The organism is Oleiharenicola sp. Vm1 (assembly GCF_047777955.1).
GTDB lineage: Bacteria > Verrucomicrobiota > Verrucomicrobiia > Opitutales > Opitutaceae > Didemnitutus.
In genome coordinates this window covers 2,423,302-2,439,506 of the sequence record NZ_CP180537.1, presented here as the reverse complement: position 1 = coordinate 2,439,506, position 16,205 = coordinate 2,423,302, and the positions used below count along the sequence as shown (strand labels likewise).

16 protein-coding genes and 1 pseudogene are annotated in these 16,205 nt (G+C 68.2%); 10 read left to right on the top strand and 7 right to left on the bottom strand.

Features of this window, described 5'->3' with window-relative positions; all coding sequences use genetic code 11:
• The first annotated feature begins 3 nt into the window (after nt 1-3).
• From ACMYLB_RS12010 to ACMYLB_RS12000, 3 genes are all read left to right on the top strand, one after another.
• On the top strand, nt 4-1,374 hold the full coding sequence (locus tag ACMYLB_RS12010; protein ID WP_415907240.1) for a DUF1329 domain-containing protein: 1,371 nt from the start codon (nt 4-6) through the stop codon (nt 1,372-1,374).
• A 285-nt stretch (nt 1,375-1,659) separates the two neighbouring features.
• Nucleotides 1,660-2,430: a WD40/YVTN/BNR-like repeat-containing protein gene (locus ACMYLB_RS12005; protein WP_415907239.1), complete on the top strand. Its 771-nt coding sequence runs from the start codon at nt 1,660-1,662 to the stop codon at nt 2,428-2,430.
• A 2-nt stretch (nt 2,431-2,432) separates the two neighbouring features.
• Nucleotides 2,433-4,787, top strand: a complete 2,355-nt coding sequence (locus tag ACMYLB_RS12000) for an efflux RND transporter permease subunit (RefSeq protein ID WP_415907238.1) — start codon at nt 2,433-2,435, stop codon at nt 4,785-4,787.
• A gap of 17 nt (nt 4,788-4,804) precedes the next feature.
• Here ACMYLB_RS12000 and ACMYLB_RS11995 read toward each other — a convergent pair whose 3' ends face one another.
• The 6 genes and pseudogenes from ACMYLB_RS11995 to ACMYLB_RS11970 all read right to left on the bottom strand — a co-directional run bounded on the left by ACMYLB_RS11995 (nt 4,805) and on the right by ACMYLB_RS11970 (nt 10,514).
• Nucleotides 4,805-5,599: an FtsX-like permease family protein gene (locus ACMYLB_RS11995; RefSeq protein WP_415911068.1), complete on the bottom strand. Its 795-nt coding sequence runs from the start codon at nt 5,597-5,599 to the stop codon at nt 4,805-4,807.
• Between the two features lie 527 nt (nt 5,600-6,126).
• A pseudogene (locus ACMYLB_RS11990) lies at nt 6,127-6,489 on the bottom strand (FtsX-like permease family protein); the annotation flags it as partial.
• Entirely contained in the window at nt 6,489-7,499 is a 1,011-nt protein-coding gene (locus ACMYLB_RS11985; RefSeq protein ID WP_415907237.1) for an ABC transporter permease, read from the bottom strand. The pseudogene ACMYLB_RS11990 and the gene ACMYLB_RS11985, both read right to left, overlap by 1 nt.
• Complete coding sequence (locus ACMYLB_RS11980) at nt 7,496-8,836, bottom strand: ABC transporter permease (RefSeq protein WP_415907236.1); 1,341 nt, start codon at nt 8,834-8,836, stop codon at nt 7,496-7,498. The genes ACMYLB_RS11985 and ACMYLB_RS11980 overlap by 4 nt, the downstream gene beginning before the upstream one ends.
• Before the next feature lie 20 nt (nt 8,837-8,856).
• Entirely contained in the window at nt 8,857-10,134 is a 1,278-nt protein-coding gene (locus tag ACMYLB_RS11975; RefSeq protein WP_415907235.1) for an ABC transporter permease, read from the bottom strand.
• 44 nt (nt 10,135-10,178) lie between these two features.
• Complete coding sequence (locus tag ACMYLB_RS11970; protein WP_415907234.1) at nt 10,179-10,514, bottom strand: PadR family transcriptional regulator; 336 nt, start codon at nt 10,512-10,514, stop codon at nt 10,179-10,181.
• 128 nt (nt 10,515-10,642) lie between these two features.
• Between ACMYLB_RS11970 and ACMYLB_RS11965 the strand changes: the two genes are divergently transcribed.
• The 3 genes from ACMYLB_RS11965 to ACMYLB_RS11955 are packed head-to-tail and all read left to right on the top strand — an operon-like array spanning nt 10,643 to nt 13,599.
• The gene (locus tag ACMYLB_RS11965; protein ID WP_415907233.1) at nt 10,643-11,806 is read left to right on the top strand and encodes an AI-2E family transporter; all 1,164 of its coding nucleotides are present in this window, start codon (nt 10,643-10,645) and stop codon (nt 11,804-11,806) included.
• Between the two features lie 30 nt (nt 11,807-11,836).
• Nucleotides 11,837-12,811: an MBL fold metallo-hydrolase RNA specificity domain-containing protein gene (locus ACMYLB_RS11960; RefSeq protein WP_415907232.1), complete on the top strand. Its 975-nt coding sequence runs from the start codon at nt 11,837-11,839 to the stop codon at nt 12,809-12,811.
• A gap of 29 nt (nt 12,812-12,840) precedes the next feature.
• Entirely contained in the window at nt 12,841-13,599 is a 759-nt protein-coding gene (locus ACMYLB_RS11955) for a DUF3108 domain-containing protein (protein WP_415907231.1), read from the top strand.
• A gap of 33 nt (nt 13,600-13,632) precedes the next feature.
• Here ACMYLB_RS11955 and ACMYLB_RS11950 read toward each other — a convergent pair whose 3' ends face one another.
• Nucleotides 13,633-14,181 carry a DNA-3-methyladenine glycosylase gene (locus ACMYLB_RS11950; RefSeq protein WP_415907230.1) on the bottom strand — a complete coding sequence of 183 codons (549 nt, stop codon included), beginning with the start codon at nt 14,179-14,181 and terminating at the stop codon, nt 13,633-13,635.
• Nucleotides 14,182-14,323: 142 nt separating this feature from the next.
• Between ACMYLB_RS11950 and rplU the strand changes: the two genes are divergently transcribed.
• From rplU to dapF, 4 genes are all read left to right on the top strand, one after another.
• Complete coding sequence (gene rplU / locus ACMYLB_RS11945) at nt 14,324-14,638, top strand: 50S ribosomal protein L21 (RefSeq protein WP_415907229.1); 315 nt, start codon at nt 14,324-14,326, stop codon at nt 14,636-14,638.
• Between the two features lie 12 nt (nt 14,639-14,650).
• Entirely contained in the window at nt 14,651-14,890 is a 240-nt protein-coding gene (gene rpmA / locus ACMYLB_RS11940) for a 50S ribosomal protein L27 (protein WP_415907228.1), read from the top strand.
• 97 nt (nt 14,891-14,987) lie between these two features.
• Nucleotides 14,988-15,287, top strand: a complete 300-nt coding sequence (locus ACMYLB_RS11935; RefSeq protein WP_415907227.1) for a hypothetical protein — start codon at nt 14,988-14,990, stop codon at nt 15,285-15,287.
• Between the two features lie 60 nt (nt 15,288-15,347).
• Nucleotides 15,348-16,199 carry a diaminopimelate epimerase gene (gene dapF / locus ACMYLB_RS11930; protein WP_415907226.1) on the top strand — a complete coding sequence of 284 codons (852 nt, stop codon included), beginning with the start codon at nt 15,348-15,350 and terminating at the stop codon, nt 16,197-16,199.
• The last annotated feature ends 6 nt before the right edge of the window (nt 16,200-16,205 follow it).

The window sequence follows — 16,205 nt, the reverse complement described above, 5'->3', positions numbered from 1 at the left end:
ACCATGAAGACCAAGTCTACCCTCTTCTCCGTCCTCTGCTGCCTGAGCGCGGTCGCGGCCCACGCCGCCGTCTCGCCCGAACAGGCCGCCCGCCTCGGCGCCGACCTCACCCCGCTCGGCGGCGAGAAGGCCGCCAACGCCGACGGCACCATCCCCGCCTGGGACGGCGGCATCACCACCCCGCCGGCCGGCTACAAGCCCGGCATGCATCACCCCGATCCGTTCGCGGGCGAGCAGCCGCTCTTCACCATCACCGCCGCGAACGCCGAGCAATACGCCGCCAAGCTCACCGCCGGCCACCTCGCCCTGCTGAAGGCCTACCCGGACTACAAGCTCCCGGTCTACGCCTCCCACCGCACGGCCTCGAACCCGCAGCGGATCTACGACGCCACCAAGCGCTACGCCACCACCGCCAGCCTCACCGAGGGCGGCAACGGCATCACCGGCTGCGTCGTCGGCATTCCGTTCCCCATCCCGCAAAACGGCCTCGAGGTCATCTGGAACCACCTCACGCGCTACCGCGGCATCGCCGCCTCGCGCACCATCAGCCAGGCCGCCCCGCAGCGCAACGGCAGCTACACCCTCGTCGATTTCGACGACGAGTTCCTGTTCAACTACGTTCGCGACGACATCTCCGAGGCCGACCTCGCGAAGCAGATCCAGTCCGACAACGTGCTGATCTACTTCAAGCAGGCCGTCACCGCCCCGGCCCGTCTCGCCGGCTCCATTTTGCTCGTCCACGAGACGATGGACCAGGTGAAGGAAAAGCGCCGCGCCTGGCTCTACAACGCCGGTCAGCGCCGCGTCCGCCTCGCCCCCTCGATCGAATACGACAATCCCGGCACCGCCGCCGACAACATGCGCACCTCCGACCAGTTCGACATGTTCAACGGCGCGCCCGACCGCTACGAGTGGAAGCTCGTGGGCAAAAAGGAAATGTATGTCCCCTACAACTCCTACAAGCTCCACAGCGACACGCTCAAATACGACGACATCCTGAAGCCGCTGCACATCAACCAGGACCTCACCCGCTACGAGCTGCACCGCGTCTGGGTCGTCGACGCCACGCTCAAGCCCGGCATCGGCCACGTCTACGCCCGCCGCACGTTCTACATCGACGAGGACAGCTGGCAGATCCTCGCCGTCGACCAATACGACAGCCGCGGCCAGCTCTGGCGCGTCTCCGAGGCGCACTGCATCAACTACTACGATGCGCTCACCTTCTGGAGCACGCTCGAGGTCCACACCGACCTGATCGCGGGCCGCTACCTCGCGATCGGCTTGGACAACCAGAACAAGATGTATGACTTCACGCTGAAGCGCACGCCGGCCGACTACACGCCCGCGCGCCTCCGCATGGAAGGCGTCCGCTAACCGCCAAGAATTGCGCAAGGGCGGCCACGAAGTGGGCCGCCCTTTTGCTTGCCCGCCGCGCTCCGCGGCAAATCATCACGCCATGTCACTGCTCTCCGCAGCAGCCGCCGTCAGGCGGCTGGCGCTCGCCGCACCGTTCGCGGCCCTCGCCGGTTGCGTCCTGCCAGCCCTCCGCGCCGCCCCCGCGGTCGAGGTGTCCGAACCCGCCCCCTCGCCGCTAAGTCCCTGCTGCTCGACCTCACGAAGGCGGGCGATCGCTTCGTCGCCGTCGGCGATCGCGGCCACGTGCTCCTCTCCGCCGACGACGGCAAGAGCTGGACCCAAAGCATCACGCCCACGCGCGCCATGCTCACCTGCGTGAGCTTCGCCGACGCCCAGCATGGCTGGGCCGCCGGCCACGACGGCGTCATCATCGCCACCGCCGACGGCGGCCGCACCTGGACGCGGCAGGACGACGGCCACGATCTCGACACCGTTTACCTCGACATCCTCTTCCTCGACGCGAATCACGGCTTCGTCGTCGGCGCCTACGGCAAATTCCTCGAGACCACCGACGGCGGCAAGACCTGGACCGCGCGCAAGGTCGCCGACGAGGACGTGCATTTCAACCGCATCTCGCACGACGGCAGCGCCGCCATCTACCTCGCCGGCGAGAGCGGCACCGTGCTCATCTCGCGCGATCTCTGCCGCACCTGGATGCGTTCGCCGATCGAATACGAGGGCTCGCTCTACGGCGTCCGCCCGCTCAGCGGCGGCCTGCTCGTCGCCTACGGCCTGCGCGGCCGCATCTTCGTCTCGACGGACGACGGCGCCTCCTGGCAGCCACGCGACACCGACACCAAGGTCCTGATCATGACCGGCACGCGCCTGCGCGAAGGCGTCGTCGTGCTTGCCGGCCAGGGCGGCAACTTCTTCATCAGCCGCGACGGCTGCCACTCGTTCCACTCCTGGAAACCCGACGACTTCGGCACCGGCGTCGCGGACATGGCCGTCGCCGCCGACGGCGCGCTCATCACCGTCGGCGAGGCCGGCGCGGTCCGCATCAAGATTCCCTGACTATGCTCGCCCGCGTTGAGGAACTGATCTTCCGCCACCGCCACCTCACCGTCGCGGTCTTTGCCCTCGCCACTCTCGTGCTCGGCTGGTTCGCCGCGCGGACGCACGTCGACGCCAGCTTCAACAAGCAGCTGCCGAGCGACCACGAATACATCCAGAACTTCAAGAAATACCAGGAGCAGTTCGGCGGCGCCAATCGCGTCGTCATCGCCCTGATCGCGAAGAAGGGCGACATCTTCACGCCCGAGTTCTTCCAGACCCTCAAGGCCGCCACCAACGAGGCCTATTACCTCCCCGGCGTCGACCGCGCCCAGGTCACCTCGATCTTCACGCCCAACGTCCGCTACATCGAGGTGGTCGAGGAGGGCCTCACCGGCGGCAACGTCATCCCGGCCGATTTCGTGCCGACCCCGGCCGGCCTCGAGCGCGTGCGGCAGAACGTCATCAAGTCCGGCCGCGTCGGCATGCTCGTCTCGAACGACTTCACCGGCGCCGCCATCATCATCCAGCTCCTCGAGGTCGATCCGCAGACCGGCAAGAAGCTCGTCTACGCCGAGGTCGCCGACGCCCTGGAGCAGAAGATCCGGCAGAAGTTCGAGTCCGACACCGTCGGCGTCCACATCATCGGCTTCGCCAAGGTCATCGGCGACATCACCGACGGCGCCCGCGGCGTGCTCGTCTTCTTCGGCGTCGCCATCGTCATCTCGGCCTTCCTGCTCTATTACTTCTCCCAGTCGCTCGCGCTCACGCTCCTGCCGCTGCTGACCTCCTTCTGCGCCGTCATCTGGCAACTGGGCATCCTCAACCTGCTCGGCTTCGGCATCGACCCGCTCTCGATCCTCGTGCCGTTCCTGGTCTTCGCCATCGCGCTGAGCCACGCCACGCAGATGCTCCGGTCGTTCCGCTACGAATACAACGTCGGCGGCACCGAGATGCACGCGGCACGGGCCTCGTTCGCGAACCTCTTCATCCCCGGCACCGTCGCGATCCTCACCGACACCGTCGGCTTCCTCACCATCTGGCTGGTGAAGGTGCCGATCATCCAGGAGCTCGCCATCACCGCCTCGATCGGCGTCACGCTCATCATCCTCACCGACCGCTTCATGCTGCCGGTGCTGCTCTCCTACACGAAAATGTCGCCGGACTTCCGCCGGCGCGTGAACTTCCGTCGCTTCGCGCTCCAGCCGGTCTGGCGCAAGCTCGTCAACTTCACCTGCAGCCCGAAGTCCTCCCTCGCCATCATCGGCGTCGCGGGCGCGCTCTGGGCCTTCGGCCTCTACCAGGCCAAGCACATCCGCATCGGCGACATGCACGCCGGCGTGCCGGAGCTGCGCCAGAGCTCGCGCTACAACCAGGACACGGCCGCCATCACCAAAAAATTCAGCATCGGCGTCGACGTCATCACCATCATCGTCGAAACCGTCCCCAACGGCGTGATCGAGCACGACGTGATGGCGCTGATCGACCACTTCGCCTGGCACATGCGCAACGTCGAGGGCGTGCAATCCACCATGGCCATCACCGATCTGGCCCGCACGATCAACGCCGGCTGGAACGAGGGCTCCCTCAAATGGCGCGTCATCGCCCGCAACAAGGACGCGCTGGCCCAGTCCGTGTCCCCGGTCGAGACTTCCACCGGCCTGCTCAACAACGACGGCAGCGTCATCCCGGTGATGATCTACCTGAAGGACCACAAGGCCGAGACGATCCAGCGCGTCATCGCCGCGGTGAAGGATTTCCGCGCCGCCCACCAGAGCGACCGGGTGAAGTTCCAGCTCGCCACCGGCAACGTCGGCGTCATGGCCGCCACCAACGAGGTCGTCGTCGCCGCCCAGTTCCCCATGGTGATGTGGCTCTACGTCGCGATCGTCGTGCTCTGCCTCATCTCGTTCCGCTCCTGGAAGGCCACGCTCTGCGTCGTGCTCCCACTCATCATCGTCTCCGACCTGGCCTACGCGCTGATGGTCTTTCTCGAGATCGGCCTCAAGACCTCGACGCTCCCCGTCGTCGCCCTCGGCGTCGGCATCGGTGTCGACTACGGCATCTACCTCTGCTCCGCGCTCATGGAGCGGATGAACGAGAAGGGCGACTCCCTCGAGGACGCGATCTGCTTCGCCTACGCGACCATGGGCACGTCGGTCGTCTTCACCGGCCTCGCCCTCTCCATTGGCGTCGGCACCTGGGCGGTCTCCGCGCTCAAGTTCCAGGCCGACATGGGCGTGCTCCTCGCCTTCATGTTCCTCGTGAACATGCTCGGCGCGATGCTGCTCATGCCTGCCCTTGCCACGTGGCTGTTCCGGGCGAAGCGCGGCGCCCTGCACACGGCGACCCGCCCGCCCTTCCCGATGACGAAGTGACGCGCATCGCGCGCCGCTCACTCGCTCCGCAACGCGAGTGCCGGATCTATCTTTGTCGCCCGGTGCGCCGGGAACACGCACGCCGCCAGCGCCACCAGCGTGAGCACGCCCGCGGTGGCCGCCAGCGTGGGCAAGTGCAGCGCCGGCACCCCGAACAACAGAGCCCGCATCGTCCCGCCGGCGAGCATCGCTCCGCACCAGCCCAGGCCCACACCGAGGGCGAGCAGACGCAGCCCGAACGCGAGGAACTGCCCGCGGATTTGTTCCGGCCGAGCACCGACCGCCAACCGCACGCTGATCTCGCGGTGACGCTGCGCGACCGCGTAGCTCAGCGCTCCATAGGTCCCGATGGCGGTCAGGAGGAGGGCCGTGAACGCGAAGATCGCCGTGAGCAACGCCGGAGAGCGGCGCGCCACGAGGCTGTCGGCGAGGCGCGTTTCCATCGGCCGCACGTCCTCGATTGGCAGGTCCGCGTCCACGAGCCGCACGGCCCGCCGCAACGTCGGTGCAAATGACTCCGGCGCCAGGCTGGTCCGAACAACGATGAACGCGCGCTGGTCCGCCCGAAGTCCGAATGGGTAGTAGACGGCACCGATCGCTTGTTCCTCGGTGACGTCGGCCTGCTTCACCGTCCCCACGATGCCGACGACCGTGAACGCCTCGCTCTCGGGCCCCTCCTCGCCACCGAAAAACAGCTTCTGCCCGAGCGCGTCGCCCCGCGGCCAATTCCGGCGCGCGAAATCCTCGTCGACCACGCACGCGCGCTCCATCCGACGCGAGTCGTCCGCCGTGAGGAATCGGCCTGCGCGCAGCGGAACGCCGAGCGCGGCGAAGTAGTCGCCCGTGACGCTGTAGGCATAGTAGCCGCGGGGGATTCACCGGCCGCGCGCACATGACCTTTCACCGTCGCCGCGCTCTTGCCGTCGTTGCCGTCCAGCGGAATGCGCGTGCTCACCCCGGCCGCCAGCACGCCGGGCTGCCGGCCTGTCGCGGCGAGCAGACGCTCCATGAAGCCGAGCTGCGCGGACTCGGTCGGGTAGCTTTTCGCCGGCAGGGTGATTCGCGCCGTCAGGATGCTCTCGGGACGGAAACCTGGCGTCGCGCGGAGGGCGTTTTGCAGGCTGAGGCCGAGCAGGCCCGCGCCCGCGAGCAGCACGAACGCGAGTGAGAGTTGCAGGATGATAAACCCGTGGCGCAGGCGTTGCGCCGCCCGATTGCTGGTGCTGCCGCGCGACTCGGTCTGCATCGCACTCGTCAGGTGCGTGCGCAGGTTGAACCACGCGACCGGAAGCGCCATGACGACGCCCAACACGATCGTCGCGGCGAAAGCGGTCAGCACCAGGCGGCGATCGAACGCGATGGTGGCACCGAGCGGCAACTGATCGGCGCCGACGACCGAGATCAATCGGAGGCCGGCCGCTCCGCCGCCGAGACCGAGCCCGCCGCCAAGCAGCGCGAGGAGCGCCGTGTCCGTCAGCACCGCACTGAACACGTGGCGCTGCGTGGCGCCGAGCGCCTGGCGCACGGCGATTTCCTTGGCACGACCGCTGGCGCGAATCAGCAGCAGGTTCACCAGGTTGACCACGCCGATGACAAGCAGGAGCAGGCCGCCGGCCTGCAGGAGCAGCAACACGGGCCGGATCGGCGCCACATGATCCCCGCGCAACGGCACTACCACGGTGTGGAATCCGGCGTCCGCCATCAGCCTCTCATCGGGCGCGCCCTGGCCGACACGTGCGTTGTGCCGGTCGACCTGGCGCTGCGCGTCGGCCACGGTGAAGCCGGGATTGAGTCGCGCAACGAGGTTCGTCGCCCCGCCGCCCGAATGCCGCGCCGCCGGCCCCGCTGCTCGAGACTCGACGCGTAAGGAAAATACAGCCGCGCTTCGGACGACAGGAAGCGGAAGCCCGGTGCCAGCACGCCCACGATCTTGCGCGCGCGGCCGTCGACCCGGAGCTCCCGGCCCAACACCGCCGGATCGGCGTTGCAGCGCTGCCGCCAGTAGGCGTCGGTGAGGATCACGACGTCGTCGGCGTCGGGCGTCGTCTCCGCCTCCGTGAACGTGCGCCCGCGCACGGGCTCGCTCCCGAGGGTGGAGAAAAATTCCGGCGTCACGAACAGGACCTGCTCGTGCTGCGTCGCGCCGTTCTGGCCGACGATCGCCGAGCCTGCGCGGTAAAGCGCCAGACTGGCGAACGCCTCGATCTGACCACGCCGCTCGTAGTAGTTGGTGATCGACGAACCGTCGCGGTCGACCCCGGCTTTCGGGTAGCTGTTGAACATTGTCACGAGCCGGTCGGCATTGGGAAACGGCAGCGGGCGCAGCAGCACCGCATCGACGACCGCGAAAATCGCGATGTTGGCCCCGAGGCAGATGCCGAGCGTCAGCACCGCCGTCACGGCAAAGCCCGGACTCCGGCCCAGGCCGCGCAGCGCCTGCCGCAAGTCTTTCCCGAGGTGGTCGAGCCAGAGCCCGCCGCGTTGCGCGCGCACGCGCTCCTGCAGGCTGGCCACGTTGCCGAATTGCCGCTGGGCCGCGTAGCGCGCCTCGTCGGGCGCCACGCCGCTCGCCCGGAGCCGCTCCGTCTGCATCTCGAGATGGATGCGCATCTCCTCCGCCATGTCGGCCTCGAGTTTGGGGCGGCGGAAGAGGGCAAGGAATCGACGGAGCATTTTCATGGGGGAGCGGGTTCCGGCCTCGCGCGGGTTCACTCGGTCCGCAGCGCGACCAGGGGATCGACCTGCGCCGCGCGCCGGGCCGGGAGGAGGAGGGCGGCGGCCGCCACGCCCGCGAGCACGGTCAACACGCCGACGTAGACCCACCACTCGTTGCCGGTCTGCCCGAAGCCGAAGAACATCGATGTCAGCACGGTCGCGGCGGCCACGGCGAGCAGGACGCCGGCCACGAGGCCCACGCGCAGTTGCCGCACGCCGTCGCGCAGCACCAGCCGCGTGATCGTTGCGCGCGTCGCCCCGAGCGCCAGCCGCACGCCAAATTCACGCGTGCGCAACCGGACGCCGAACGAGACCACGCCGTAGATGCCGATGCAGGCGAGCAGCAGCGCGCCGACACCGCAAGCGATGAAGAGTCCGGCGAACACGTTCATCCCGATGCGCTCCAACTCGACGATCTCCTGCACCGTTTGCAACCGAGCCACCGCCAATTCCGGATCCAGCGCCGCCACGGCCTGGCGCACCGCGAGGGCGAGGCGCGAGGCGTCGCCGCTGGTGCGCACGAGCACGGTCAGGGCGCGATCGGCGCGTTGCGCCGTCGGGCGATAGATCACCGCCCCGCGCGACTTGTCGCCTGCCTTCACGCTGCCGAGATCGGGCGCGACACCCACGATGGTGATCCACGGCGACGGCGGCCCGCCGCGGTTCACGATCCGGAAGCGCCGCCCCACCCACTCGCGATCCGCGCCGAAGCGCTGCACGAATTCCGTGTTCACCACCGCGACCGGAATGCCCGTGGTGTCGACCGAAGTGAAGGTTCGACCCGCGCGCAGTCCGACTCCGAGTGTGTCGAAGTAGTCCGCGGAAACGCCGTCGAGCCAGCACGCGGGCCGGTCGCCCTCGCGCGCGTAGACCGCTCCTTCGATTTCGATGCGCGTGTTCTCCGATTCGCGCAGCGAAACGGCCGACGTCAACGCCGCCGCTTCGACGCCGGGTGCGGCCTTCAAGCGCTCGACCAGCTGCTCGAAAAACCGGCGGCGCAGACCGGCGTCGTCGTAGCGCTTCCCGTCGAGACTCACCTGCGCGGTGAGCACTGCCTTCGCCTCATAGGGCAGTTCCTTGTGGTTGAACGCCATCATCACCGTCACGAAAAGTCCGGCGACGGTCACCAGGCACACGGAGAATGCCATCTGCACGTTGACCAGAGCCCGGCTGAGCTTCGACACGCGCAGGCTGCCGCCCGCGCCCTCCTTCAGCGTGTCGTTCAGGTCGACGCGCGATGCCCGCAGCGCCGGCATCAGGCCGGTGACGATGCTCGCCAGCACCGTGACGGCGGACACGAACGCGAACACGCGTCCATCGACGTTGAAGCTCATCCAAAACGGCGCGCCGCCCGTCAGGGGCGCTCGGTCATGATGTAGTCCCAGAGCGCCCGCGTCGTCCACGTGGCCACCAGCAGGCCGCCGGCCGCGCCGAGCACCGCCACGATCACGCTCTCCGTCACCATCTGCCGGATCAAGCGCGCGCGGCTGGCGCCGAGCGCGGCGCGGAGCGCGAGCTCCTTCTTCCGATCCACCGCGCGGGCCAGCACGAGATTGGCGACGTTTGCGCACGCGAGCAGCAGGACCAGGAACGTGGCCCCGAGGATCGAAGACAGCATGATGCGCAGGGCCTGCTTCACTGTGCGCTCGGCGAACGGCACCACTTCGATCTTCGTCGGGCCGGTGCGCTTCTCGCGGCCGTCCTGCGTGTCCGCATCCCAGACGAAGCCGTCGCGCGCGCCCGCGGGCGTGAGGCTCCGCGCGAGCGCGGTGAGTTGCTCGGACGCCTGCGCCGCGGTGATCTCGCGCCGCAGGCGACCGAAGACGAGACCGCCCGTGATCGGTTCATCCGCCCGGCGGGCGAGCCAGACTTCCTGGTTGAACGGAAATCCGAAGCCTTCGCCCATCACGCCGACGATCGTGCACATCTCGCCGTTCACCTGGATTTCCTGTCCGGCGATCGATTCCGCCTGTCCAAACTCCCGCACCCACAGCTCGTGGCCGAGCAGCACCGTGCGCGGCGCGCCCGCGCGTCCGTCCTCGGGCGAGAAACCACGCCCGATCGCCGGGCGCACGCGCAGCACGTCGAGAAAGTTGGGCGTCACGGTCGCGGCCGCATAGCGACTGACGAACGCGCCGGCGCGAAGATTGGCGGAGTTCGGCTGCACCAGCGCGATCGCCTCGCAGCTGTCCTGGCGTCGCGCGTAGTCGTCGAACTGGGTCGCCGGGAGGCTGACGCTCACGATTCGCGCCGGATCCTCGAAGGGCAATTGCGCGAACGCGACGCCGTTGATCATCGTGTAGAGCGTCGTCACGAAGCCGATGCCCAGCGCCAGCGTCAGCCCGGCCGCGGCCGTGAAGCCCGGGTGCTTGCGGAGCATGCGCGCGGCGAAACGAAGGTCAGCCAGCAATTCGTCGCCGGCGCGCCAACCGCGCACCTCGCGCGCCCGCTGCTGAATCGCCGCAACGTTGCCGAAAGCCCGCTCCGCCGCCTCGCGCGCCTCACGGTCGCCCATGCCGGCGGCGCGGTTGCGCTCCGTCTGCAGATCCAGATGCAGCCGCATCTCGTCGGCCATTTCGGCATGAAGGCGATCTTGGCGCAGGAACGAGACGAGGCGACGAAGGGGATTCATGGGGATCGCGATGGGGGTTTGAGGCGACAGCGGACGGGATCGGCTCAGGCTTTGCCGAGCACGAGATTGATGGCGGCGGACACGCGCTCCCAGTTCTCCGTCTCCTCGGCCAGCTGCTTCCGACCGGCGGTCGTCAGCGAATAGAACTTCGCCTTGCGGTTGTTTTCCGAGACGCCCCACTCCGACTTGATCCAGCCCTGCTCCTCGAGCCGGTAGAGCGCCGGGTAAAGCGAACCCTGCTCGACGAGCAGGACCTCCTTCGACATCTGCGCGATGCGCAGTGAAATCCCGAAGCCGTGCATCGGCTCGAGCTGCAGCGATTTCAGGATCAGCATATCGAGCGTCCCCTGCAGCAGTTCCTGTTTCTCATCCTTGGGCATGGCGGTTTCTCCTAGATTGTCTAGGAGAAGAACGGCTCTCCCCTAGACAGTCAAGGGGAAAGAAACGGTGGCCGTCGTCCCCCACGCTTTCCACTGGCCTCGCGCTCCCGGCTCGCTTTGCTGCCGGCATGCCCGCGTCCGGCGACACTCCGCTCCTCACTCCGAACCAGCGTCGTCTCGTCGGCACCGCCCTCACCTTCGCTGCGATCGTCGGGATCCTCGCGCTGCTCGTCTTCAGCCTGCGCATGGTCGGCCTGGTCGTGCAGCAGTTCTCGGGCGTCATCTGGCCGATCGCGACCGCCGGCATCGTCGCGCTGATCCTCCAGCCGTTCGTCGCGTTGCTCGAGCGGCGCCTGAAGCTGCGGCGGCTCTCCGCGGTGATCGTGCTCTACGGCGCCGCCGTGCTCGTCGCCGCCGGCCTCCTGCTCGCGATCGCGCCGGCCGTGATCGGGCAGATCATCGATTTCTTCAACTACGTGCCCACGCTCTGGCCGCATGTCGTAGCCTGGGCGGAATCCCACTTCCCGGACTGGCTCGCGCTCGTGCGCCGCTACGCGGAGAACCCCGCGATCAAGAACGCCCTCGGGGCGCTGGCCGCGCAGGCGCAGGATCTGGCGACCCAGATCGTGCCGTCGCTCAAGCAGGCAGGCGCCGGCATCTTCGGCCTCTTCGGGGTCGTGGCGTCCCTCGCCATCATCCCGGTCTACCTGTTCTTTTTCCTCATGGCGGACAGCCGCGACCCGACGCGCCGGCTCGCGGACCACTTGGTGTTCCTCCAGCCGGACCACCGCGACGACGTCGTCTTCCTGGTGCGGGAGTTCGTCGGGATCATTGTCGCGTTCTTCCGCGGGCAGCTGCTCATCGGCCTGATCATGGGTGCGCTGCTGGCCACCGGCTTCTCGATCGCGGGGCTGCGCTTCGGGCTGGCCCTCGGCGTGATCATCGGGCTGCTCAACATCGTCCCCTACCTCGGCTCGATCCTCGGCCTCAGCGTCGTGCTGCCGCTCGCCCTGCTCCAGGCCGGTGGCGGCCTGTGGCTGGTGGGCGCCTGTCTGGGCGTGTTCGTCGCGGTGCAGGCCATCGAGGGCTGGTTCCTCACCCCGCGCATCATGGGCCAGCAAACCGGCCTCCACCCCGTCGCCATCATCTTCGCGGTCTTCTTCTGGGGCGAGGCGCTCGGCGGCATCCTCGGCATGCTGCTCGCCGTGCCGCTCACGGCGTTCTTCGTCATCGCCTGGCGGCTCGTCCGCCGGAAATACCTCCAGGCGGCCGCACCGCGGGCGGACATTTGACGGCGGCCGGCCGCTTCCTACCGTCCGCCCATGCCCTGGGAGGTGCGTTTCGATCACGGAATCTGGCTGCCGCAAATCGGCTGGTGGCTTGACGCCCAGAAATCCACGCCGCGCGCCATCGTCACCCACGGGCACTCCGACCACATCGCCCGGCACCGCGAGATCGTGTGCACGCGCCCGACCGCGCGCTTCATCCAGGAGCGCCTCCCCGGCCGCCGCGAGTTCCACGTGCTGCCCTATGGACACACGGAGCAGCTGACGCTCGACTGCACGGTCACGCTGCTGCCCGCCGGCCACATCCTCGGCTCCGCGCTCGTCCTGCTGGAACACGCCACGCACGGCCGGCTGCTCTACACCGGCGACTTCAAGCTCCGCGGAGGCCGCGCCGCCGAGCCCTGCGCCACGGCGCGCGCGGACGTGTTGATCACCGAAACGACCTTCGGCCTGCCGCGCTACGTGATGCCGCCGGTCGAGCACACCGAGGCCGCGATCCTGGAATTTTGCCGGACCGCGCTCGCCGAGGGCGCCACGCCGGTGCTGTTCGCCTACGCCCTGGGCAAGTCGCAGGAATTGCTCCGCCTGCTCGACGCCGCCGGACTGCCGGTCTCGCTGCACCCGCACGCCGCCCGTTTTGCGCGGCTCTACCGCGAGCTCGGCACGGCGATGCCCGGCCACCGCACGCTCGACACCCAGGGCCATCGCGGACACGTCGTCATCGCCCCAGCGGGCGACGCGAGCCTGAACTTCATCCATCCCCGTCGCACCGCCGCCGTCACCGGCTGGGCGCTCGACGCGCGCACGCGCTACCAGCTCGGCTGCGACGCGGCGTTCCCGCTGTCGGACCATTCCGATTTCGACGAGCTGCTCGCCTTCGTCGAAGCCGTGCAGCCGCGCACGGTCTACACCGTCCACGGCTTCGCCCGCGAATTCGCCGCCACGCTCCGGCAGCGTGGACGGGAGGCTTGGGCGCTGGGCCGCGGCAACCAATTGGAACTTTCCTTGTAGCCTCCGGACTCAGACTCCACGTTCGCCCCGTGCGCTTCCGCCTCCTCCTCGTGCTCCTGCTCTCGTCGCTTTCCCTCGGCGCCGCCCCGTTCACCGGGATGGTCGACGGCGAGCGTTTCACCTACAAGGTCGGCTTCGCCATCTTCCCGCACGCCGGGGACATCGTGATCTCCGCCCAGGCGGAAAAGTCGCCCGAGGGCCGCGCGCTGATGCGGGTCACGACCGTCACCGCCTCGCGCGGCCTCGTGCGCGGCCTCTACGAGTTCGACAACGTCGCCAACGTGCTCATCGACGTCGCCTCCGGCCGGGCGCTGTCGGTTCACGAGACGGGCGAGGATCCCAAGCGCAAGACCGACTCCGAGACGATCTTCGACTACGAGAAGCGCATCGCGCACTACGTCGACCGCGGCCGCCCCGAGCGCAGCACGGACATCCCGATCCCCGAGGGCGACCCGATCGATCTCATCAGCGCTCTCGTCCAGACGCGCGACTGGAACCTGAAGCCCGGCGAAAAGCGCGACGTGTTGATGCACTTCGGGCGCGATCTCTACGCGCTCTCGATCTACGCCGAAGGCTACGAGGAAGTCCGCACTCCCCTCGGCAAATTCAAGACCCTCGTGCTCGTTCCCCGCATGGAGAAGGACCCGAAGGGACTCTTCAAGCGCGGCGGCGAGATCAAGGTCTGGATCGCCCAGGACGGCTCGCGGCTGCCGGTGCGGATGCAACTGAAGCTGAAATTCGGCACCGCTTCCCTGCTGATGACGAAATACGAGCCGCCGGCCAAGTGACGGATCGATCGCGGCCGACGCACGCCGTGGCCGTCAGCCCCTCGGTCGCACCAATCGCTCCGGCGCGATGCGAAACCGCCACGGCTTGGCCGCCCAGATCGGCCCCGCGTAGTCGACGCCTACGCGCGGGCCGGAAATCACGTGGCGCCGCGGCGCCACGATCCCGTGATCCTCGAGATGCAGGCCGCTCTCCGGCGCGGCCCAGGCGGCGTTCAGCGCGCGGTCGATACCGAGTTGTTTCGTGACACGCCCCGGTCCGACCGCCCCCTCGACGCCGCGGATCAAAATCGCCTCCGGACGCCCCGCGGGGCCGGTCACGAGATTGAGCATCTCGTGGATGCCGTAGCAGAGGTAAACATACCAGACCCCGCCCGGGCCGAACATCACCTGCGTGCGCGGCGTGCAGCCCTTGCTCGCGTGGCAGGCGAGGTCGCGCACTCCCACATAGGCCTCCGTCTCAACGATTACCCGCTCCGCCCGCCCCGCCGCGGTCGTGCGGACGAGGACCTTGCCGAGCAGCGCCCGCGCCAGCGCGACGGTGCCGCGGGCCTGCCATTTTTCGGGCGAAATCACACGCGCCATCTTCGTGATTTGACGCGCCCCGGGGCGTTCCGCAAGCTGCGCCTCGCCAGCGCGAAGCCCATTTTCACTCGGGAAAGCGCGAAGCGAAAATAAATCCTTGCACACCCTCCGGCCGCTCCCCTTATTTCGGCCCTTTGAATTTATGAAAGCCACTATCAAGACACAGGGCAAACAGTTCTCCGTCAGCGAGGGCGACATCCTCGTGGTGAACCGCTACCCGAAGACCGAAGCCGGCTCCACGGTGGAAATCACCGAGGTCCTCGCCGCTGGCGAAGGTGACAACTTCAAGGTCGGCACGCCGTTCCTCTCGGGCGCGTCCGTCAAGGCCAAGGTCCTTGAGAACAAGCGCGGCAAGAAGGTCGTCGTCTTCAAAAAGAAGAAGCGCAAGGGCCACGAGAAGAAGCGCGGCCACCGCCAGGAGCTTTCCGTCATCAAAATCGAATCCATCAGCGCCTAAGGAAACACTGCCATGGCACACAAGAAAGGTCAGGGAACATCCAGCAACGGCCGCGACAGCCACTCCAAGCGTCTTGGTGTGAAAGCGTTTGGCGGCCAGAAGATCCTCGCCGGCGGCATCATCGTCCGCCAGCGCGGCTCCAAGCACCACGCCGGCGCCGGCGTCGGCACGGGCCGCGATTGGACGCTGTTCGCCCTCCGCGACGGCACCGTCCAGTTCGACAAGGCTCACCGCACGGTGAGCGTGGTCTGAACCGCGACTTCGCTCGTTAAATTTCAAGGCGCACCCGCGGGTGCGCCTTTGTTTGGCCGGGCTTGCCGCGCCCGCGCCCTTTGCCCACCTTCCCGTCGTGTCCGACCGGCTCGACCAACTTCGCCGCCAGCGTGCGCTCCTGCAGGAGCACCTCGTCTGGCTCGATGCGGAGATCCGCGCCGCGGAAACCGCGGACGCCCCGGCCGAGACGGCCACTCCGCTGCGCTCCTCGTCGGCGGATGCCGGCCTCGATCTGCTGGTCGCGGCGCAGCAGGCGGAGCCGGCCAAATCCGCCGCCGCCGTGAAGCGCGGATGCTTCGTCGCCTTTGCCCTCGCGTTCGGCGTCCTCGCTCTGGGCGTCTACGGACTCTACCTCTACTCGCGCAGCCGGCACTGAGCGCGCTGGACGCACTGCATCGTTGCGCCCGCGCCGGGGACGCCGCTACACAAGGCCCGGATGCGCTTCTCCAAGTATCACGCCCTCGGCAACGATTACCTCGTGCTCGATCCCGCCGCCTACCCCGGCTGGACCGCGCCGACGCCCGACCAGATTCGCGTGATCTGCCACCGCAACTACGGCGCCGGCTCCGACGGGATTCTCTGGGGGCCGCTCCGCTCGACGCGCGCCGCGTTCGGCCTGCGCATCTTCAATCCCGACGGTTCCGAAGCGGAAAAATCCGGCAACGGCCTGCGCATCTTCGCCCGCTACCTCTTCGATTGCCGGAAGGTCGACGCCGCCCCCTTCACGATCGAGACGCCGGGCGGCATCGTGAGCGCGCACGTGCGCGACAACGGCGCGCTCGTCACCATCGACATGGGCGGCGTTTCCTTCCGCAGCGAAAAAATCCCGGTCGCCGGTCCGCCGCGCGAGGTCGTCGGTGAGAAGCTGCGCATCCAGGACCGCGAGTTCACCTTCACCGCCGCCACCATCGGCAACCCGCACTGCGTCATCCCGCTCGACGAGATCTCCGAGTCGCTCGCCCGGCGCTACGGCCCGGACATCGAGGTGCATCCGGACTTTCCCAAGCGCACCAACGTCCAGTTCCTGCGCGTGATCGACCGCGCCAACATCCAGATCGAGATCTGGGAGCGCGGCGCGGGCTACACCCTCGCCTCCGGCAGCAGCTCCAGCGCCGCCGCCGCCGCCGCCCACCGTCTCGGGCTGGTCGATCGCCACGTGACCGTCCACATGCCGGGCGGACGCATCGGCATCGAGATCGGTGACGGATGCGCGATCCGGATGACGGGCCCGGTGACCCGCGTCGCCGAGGGCGAGCTCCACGCGGAGCTTTTCACCACCCAGGTCTGATCCGCC

Excerpts from the sequence above, each read along its gene's own strand:
- ACMYLB_RS12000 (WP_415907238.1), top strand. The coding sequence starts at position 2,433 with ATGCTCGCCCGCGTTGAGGAACTGATCTTCCGCCACCGCCACCTCACC.
- ACMYLB_RS11970 (WP_415907234.1), bottom strand. The coding sequence starts at position 10,514 with ATGCCCAAGGATGAGAAACAGGAACTGCTGCAGGGGACGCTCGATATG.
- rplU (WP_415907229.1), top strand. The coding sequence starts at position 14,324 with ATGAAAGCCACTATCAAGACACAGGGCAAACAGTTCTCCGTCAGCGAG.
- ACMYLB_RS11980 (WP_415907236.1), bottom strand. The coding sequence starts at position 8,836 with ATGAGCTTCAACGTCGATGGACGCGTGTTCGCGTTCGTGTCCGCCGTC.
- ACMYLB_RS11965 (WP_415907233.1), top strand. The coding sequence starts at position 10,643 with ATGCCCGCGTCCGGCGACACTCCGCTCCTCACTCCGAACCAGCGTCGT.
- ACMYLB_RS11950 (WP_415907230.1), bottom strand. The coding sequence starts at position 14,181 with ATGGCGCGTGTGATTTCGCCCGAAAAATGGCAGGCCCGCGGCACCGTC.
- ACMYLB_RS12010 (WP_415907240.1), top strand. The coding sequence starts at position 4 with ATGAAGACCAAGTCTACCCTCTTCTCCGTCCTCTGCTGCCTGAGCGCG.
- ACMYLB_RS11975 (WP_415907235.1), bottom strand. The coding sequence starts at position 10,134 with ATGAATCCCCTTCGTCGCCTCGTCTCGTTCCTGCGCCAAGATCGCCTT.
- rpmA (WP_415907228.1), top strand. The coding sequence starts at position 14,651 with ATGGCACACAAGAAAGGTCAGGGAACATCCAGCAACGGCCGCGACAGC.
- ACMYLB_RS11960 (WP_415907232.1), top strand. The coding sequence starts at position 11,837 with ATGCCCTGGGAGGTGCGTTTCGATCACGGAATCTGGCTGCCGCAAATC.
- dapF (WP_415907226.1), top strand. The coding sequence starts at position 15,348 with ATGCGCTTCTCCAAGTATCACGCCCTCGGCAACGATTACCTCGTGCTC.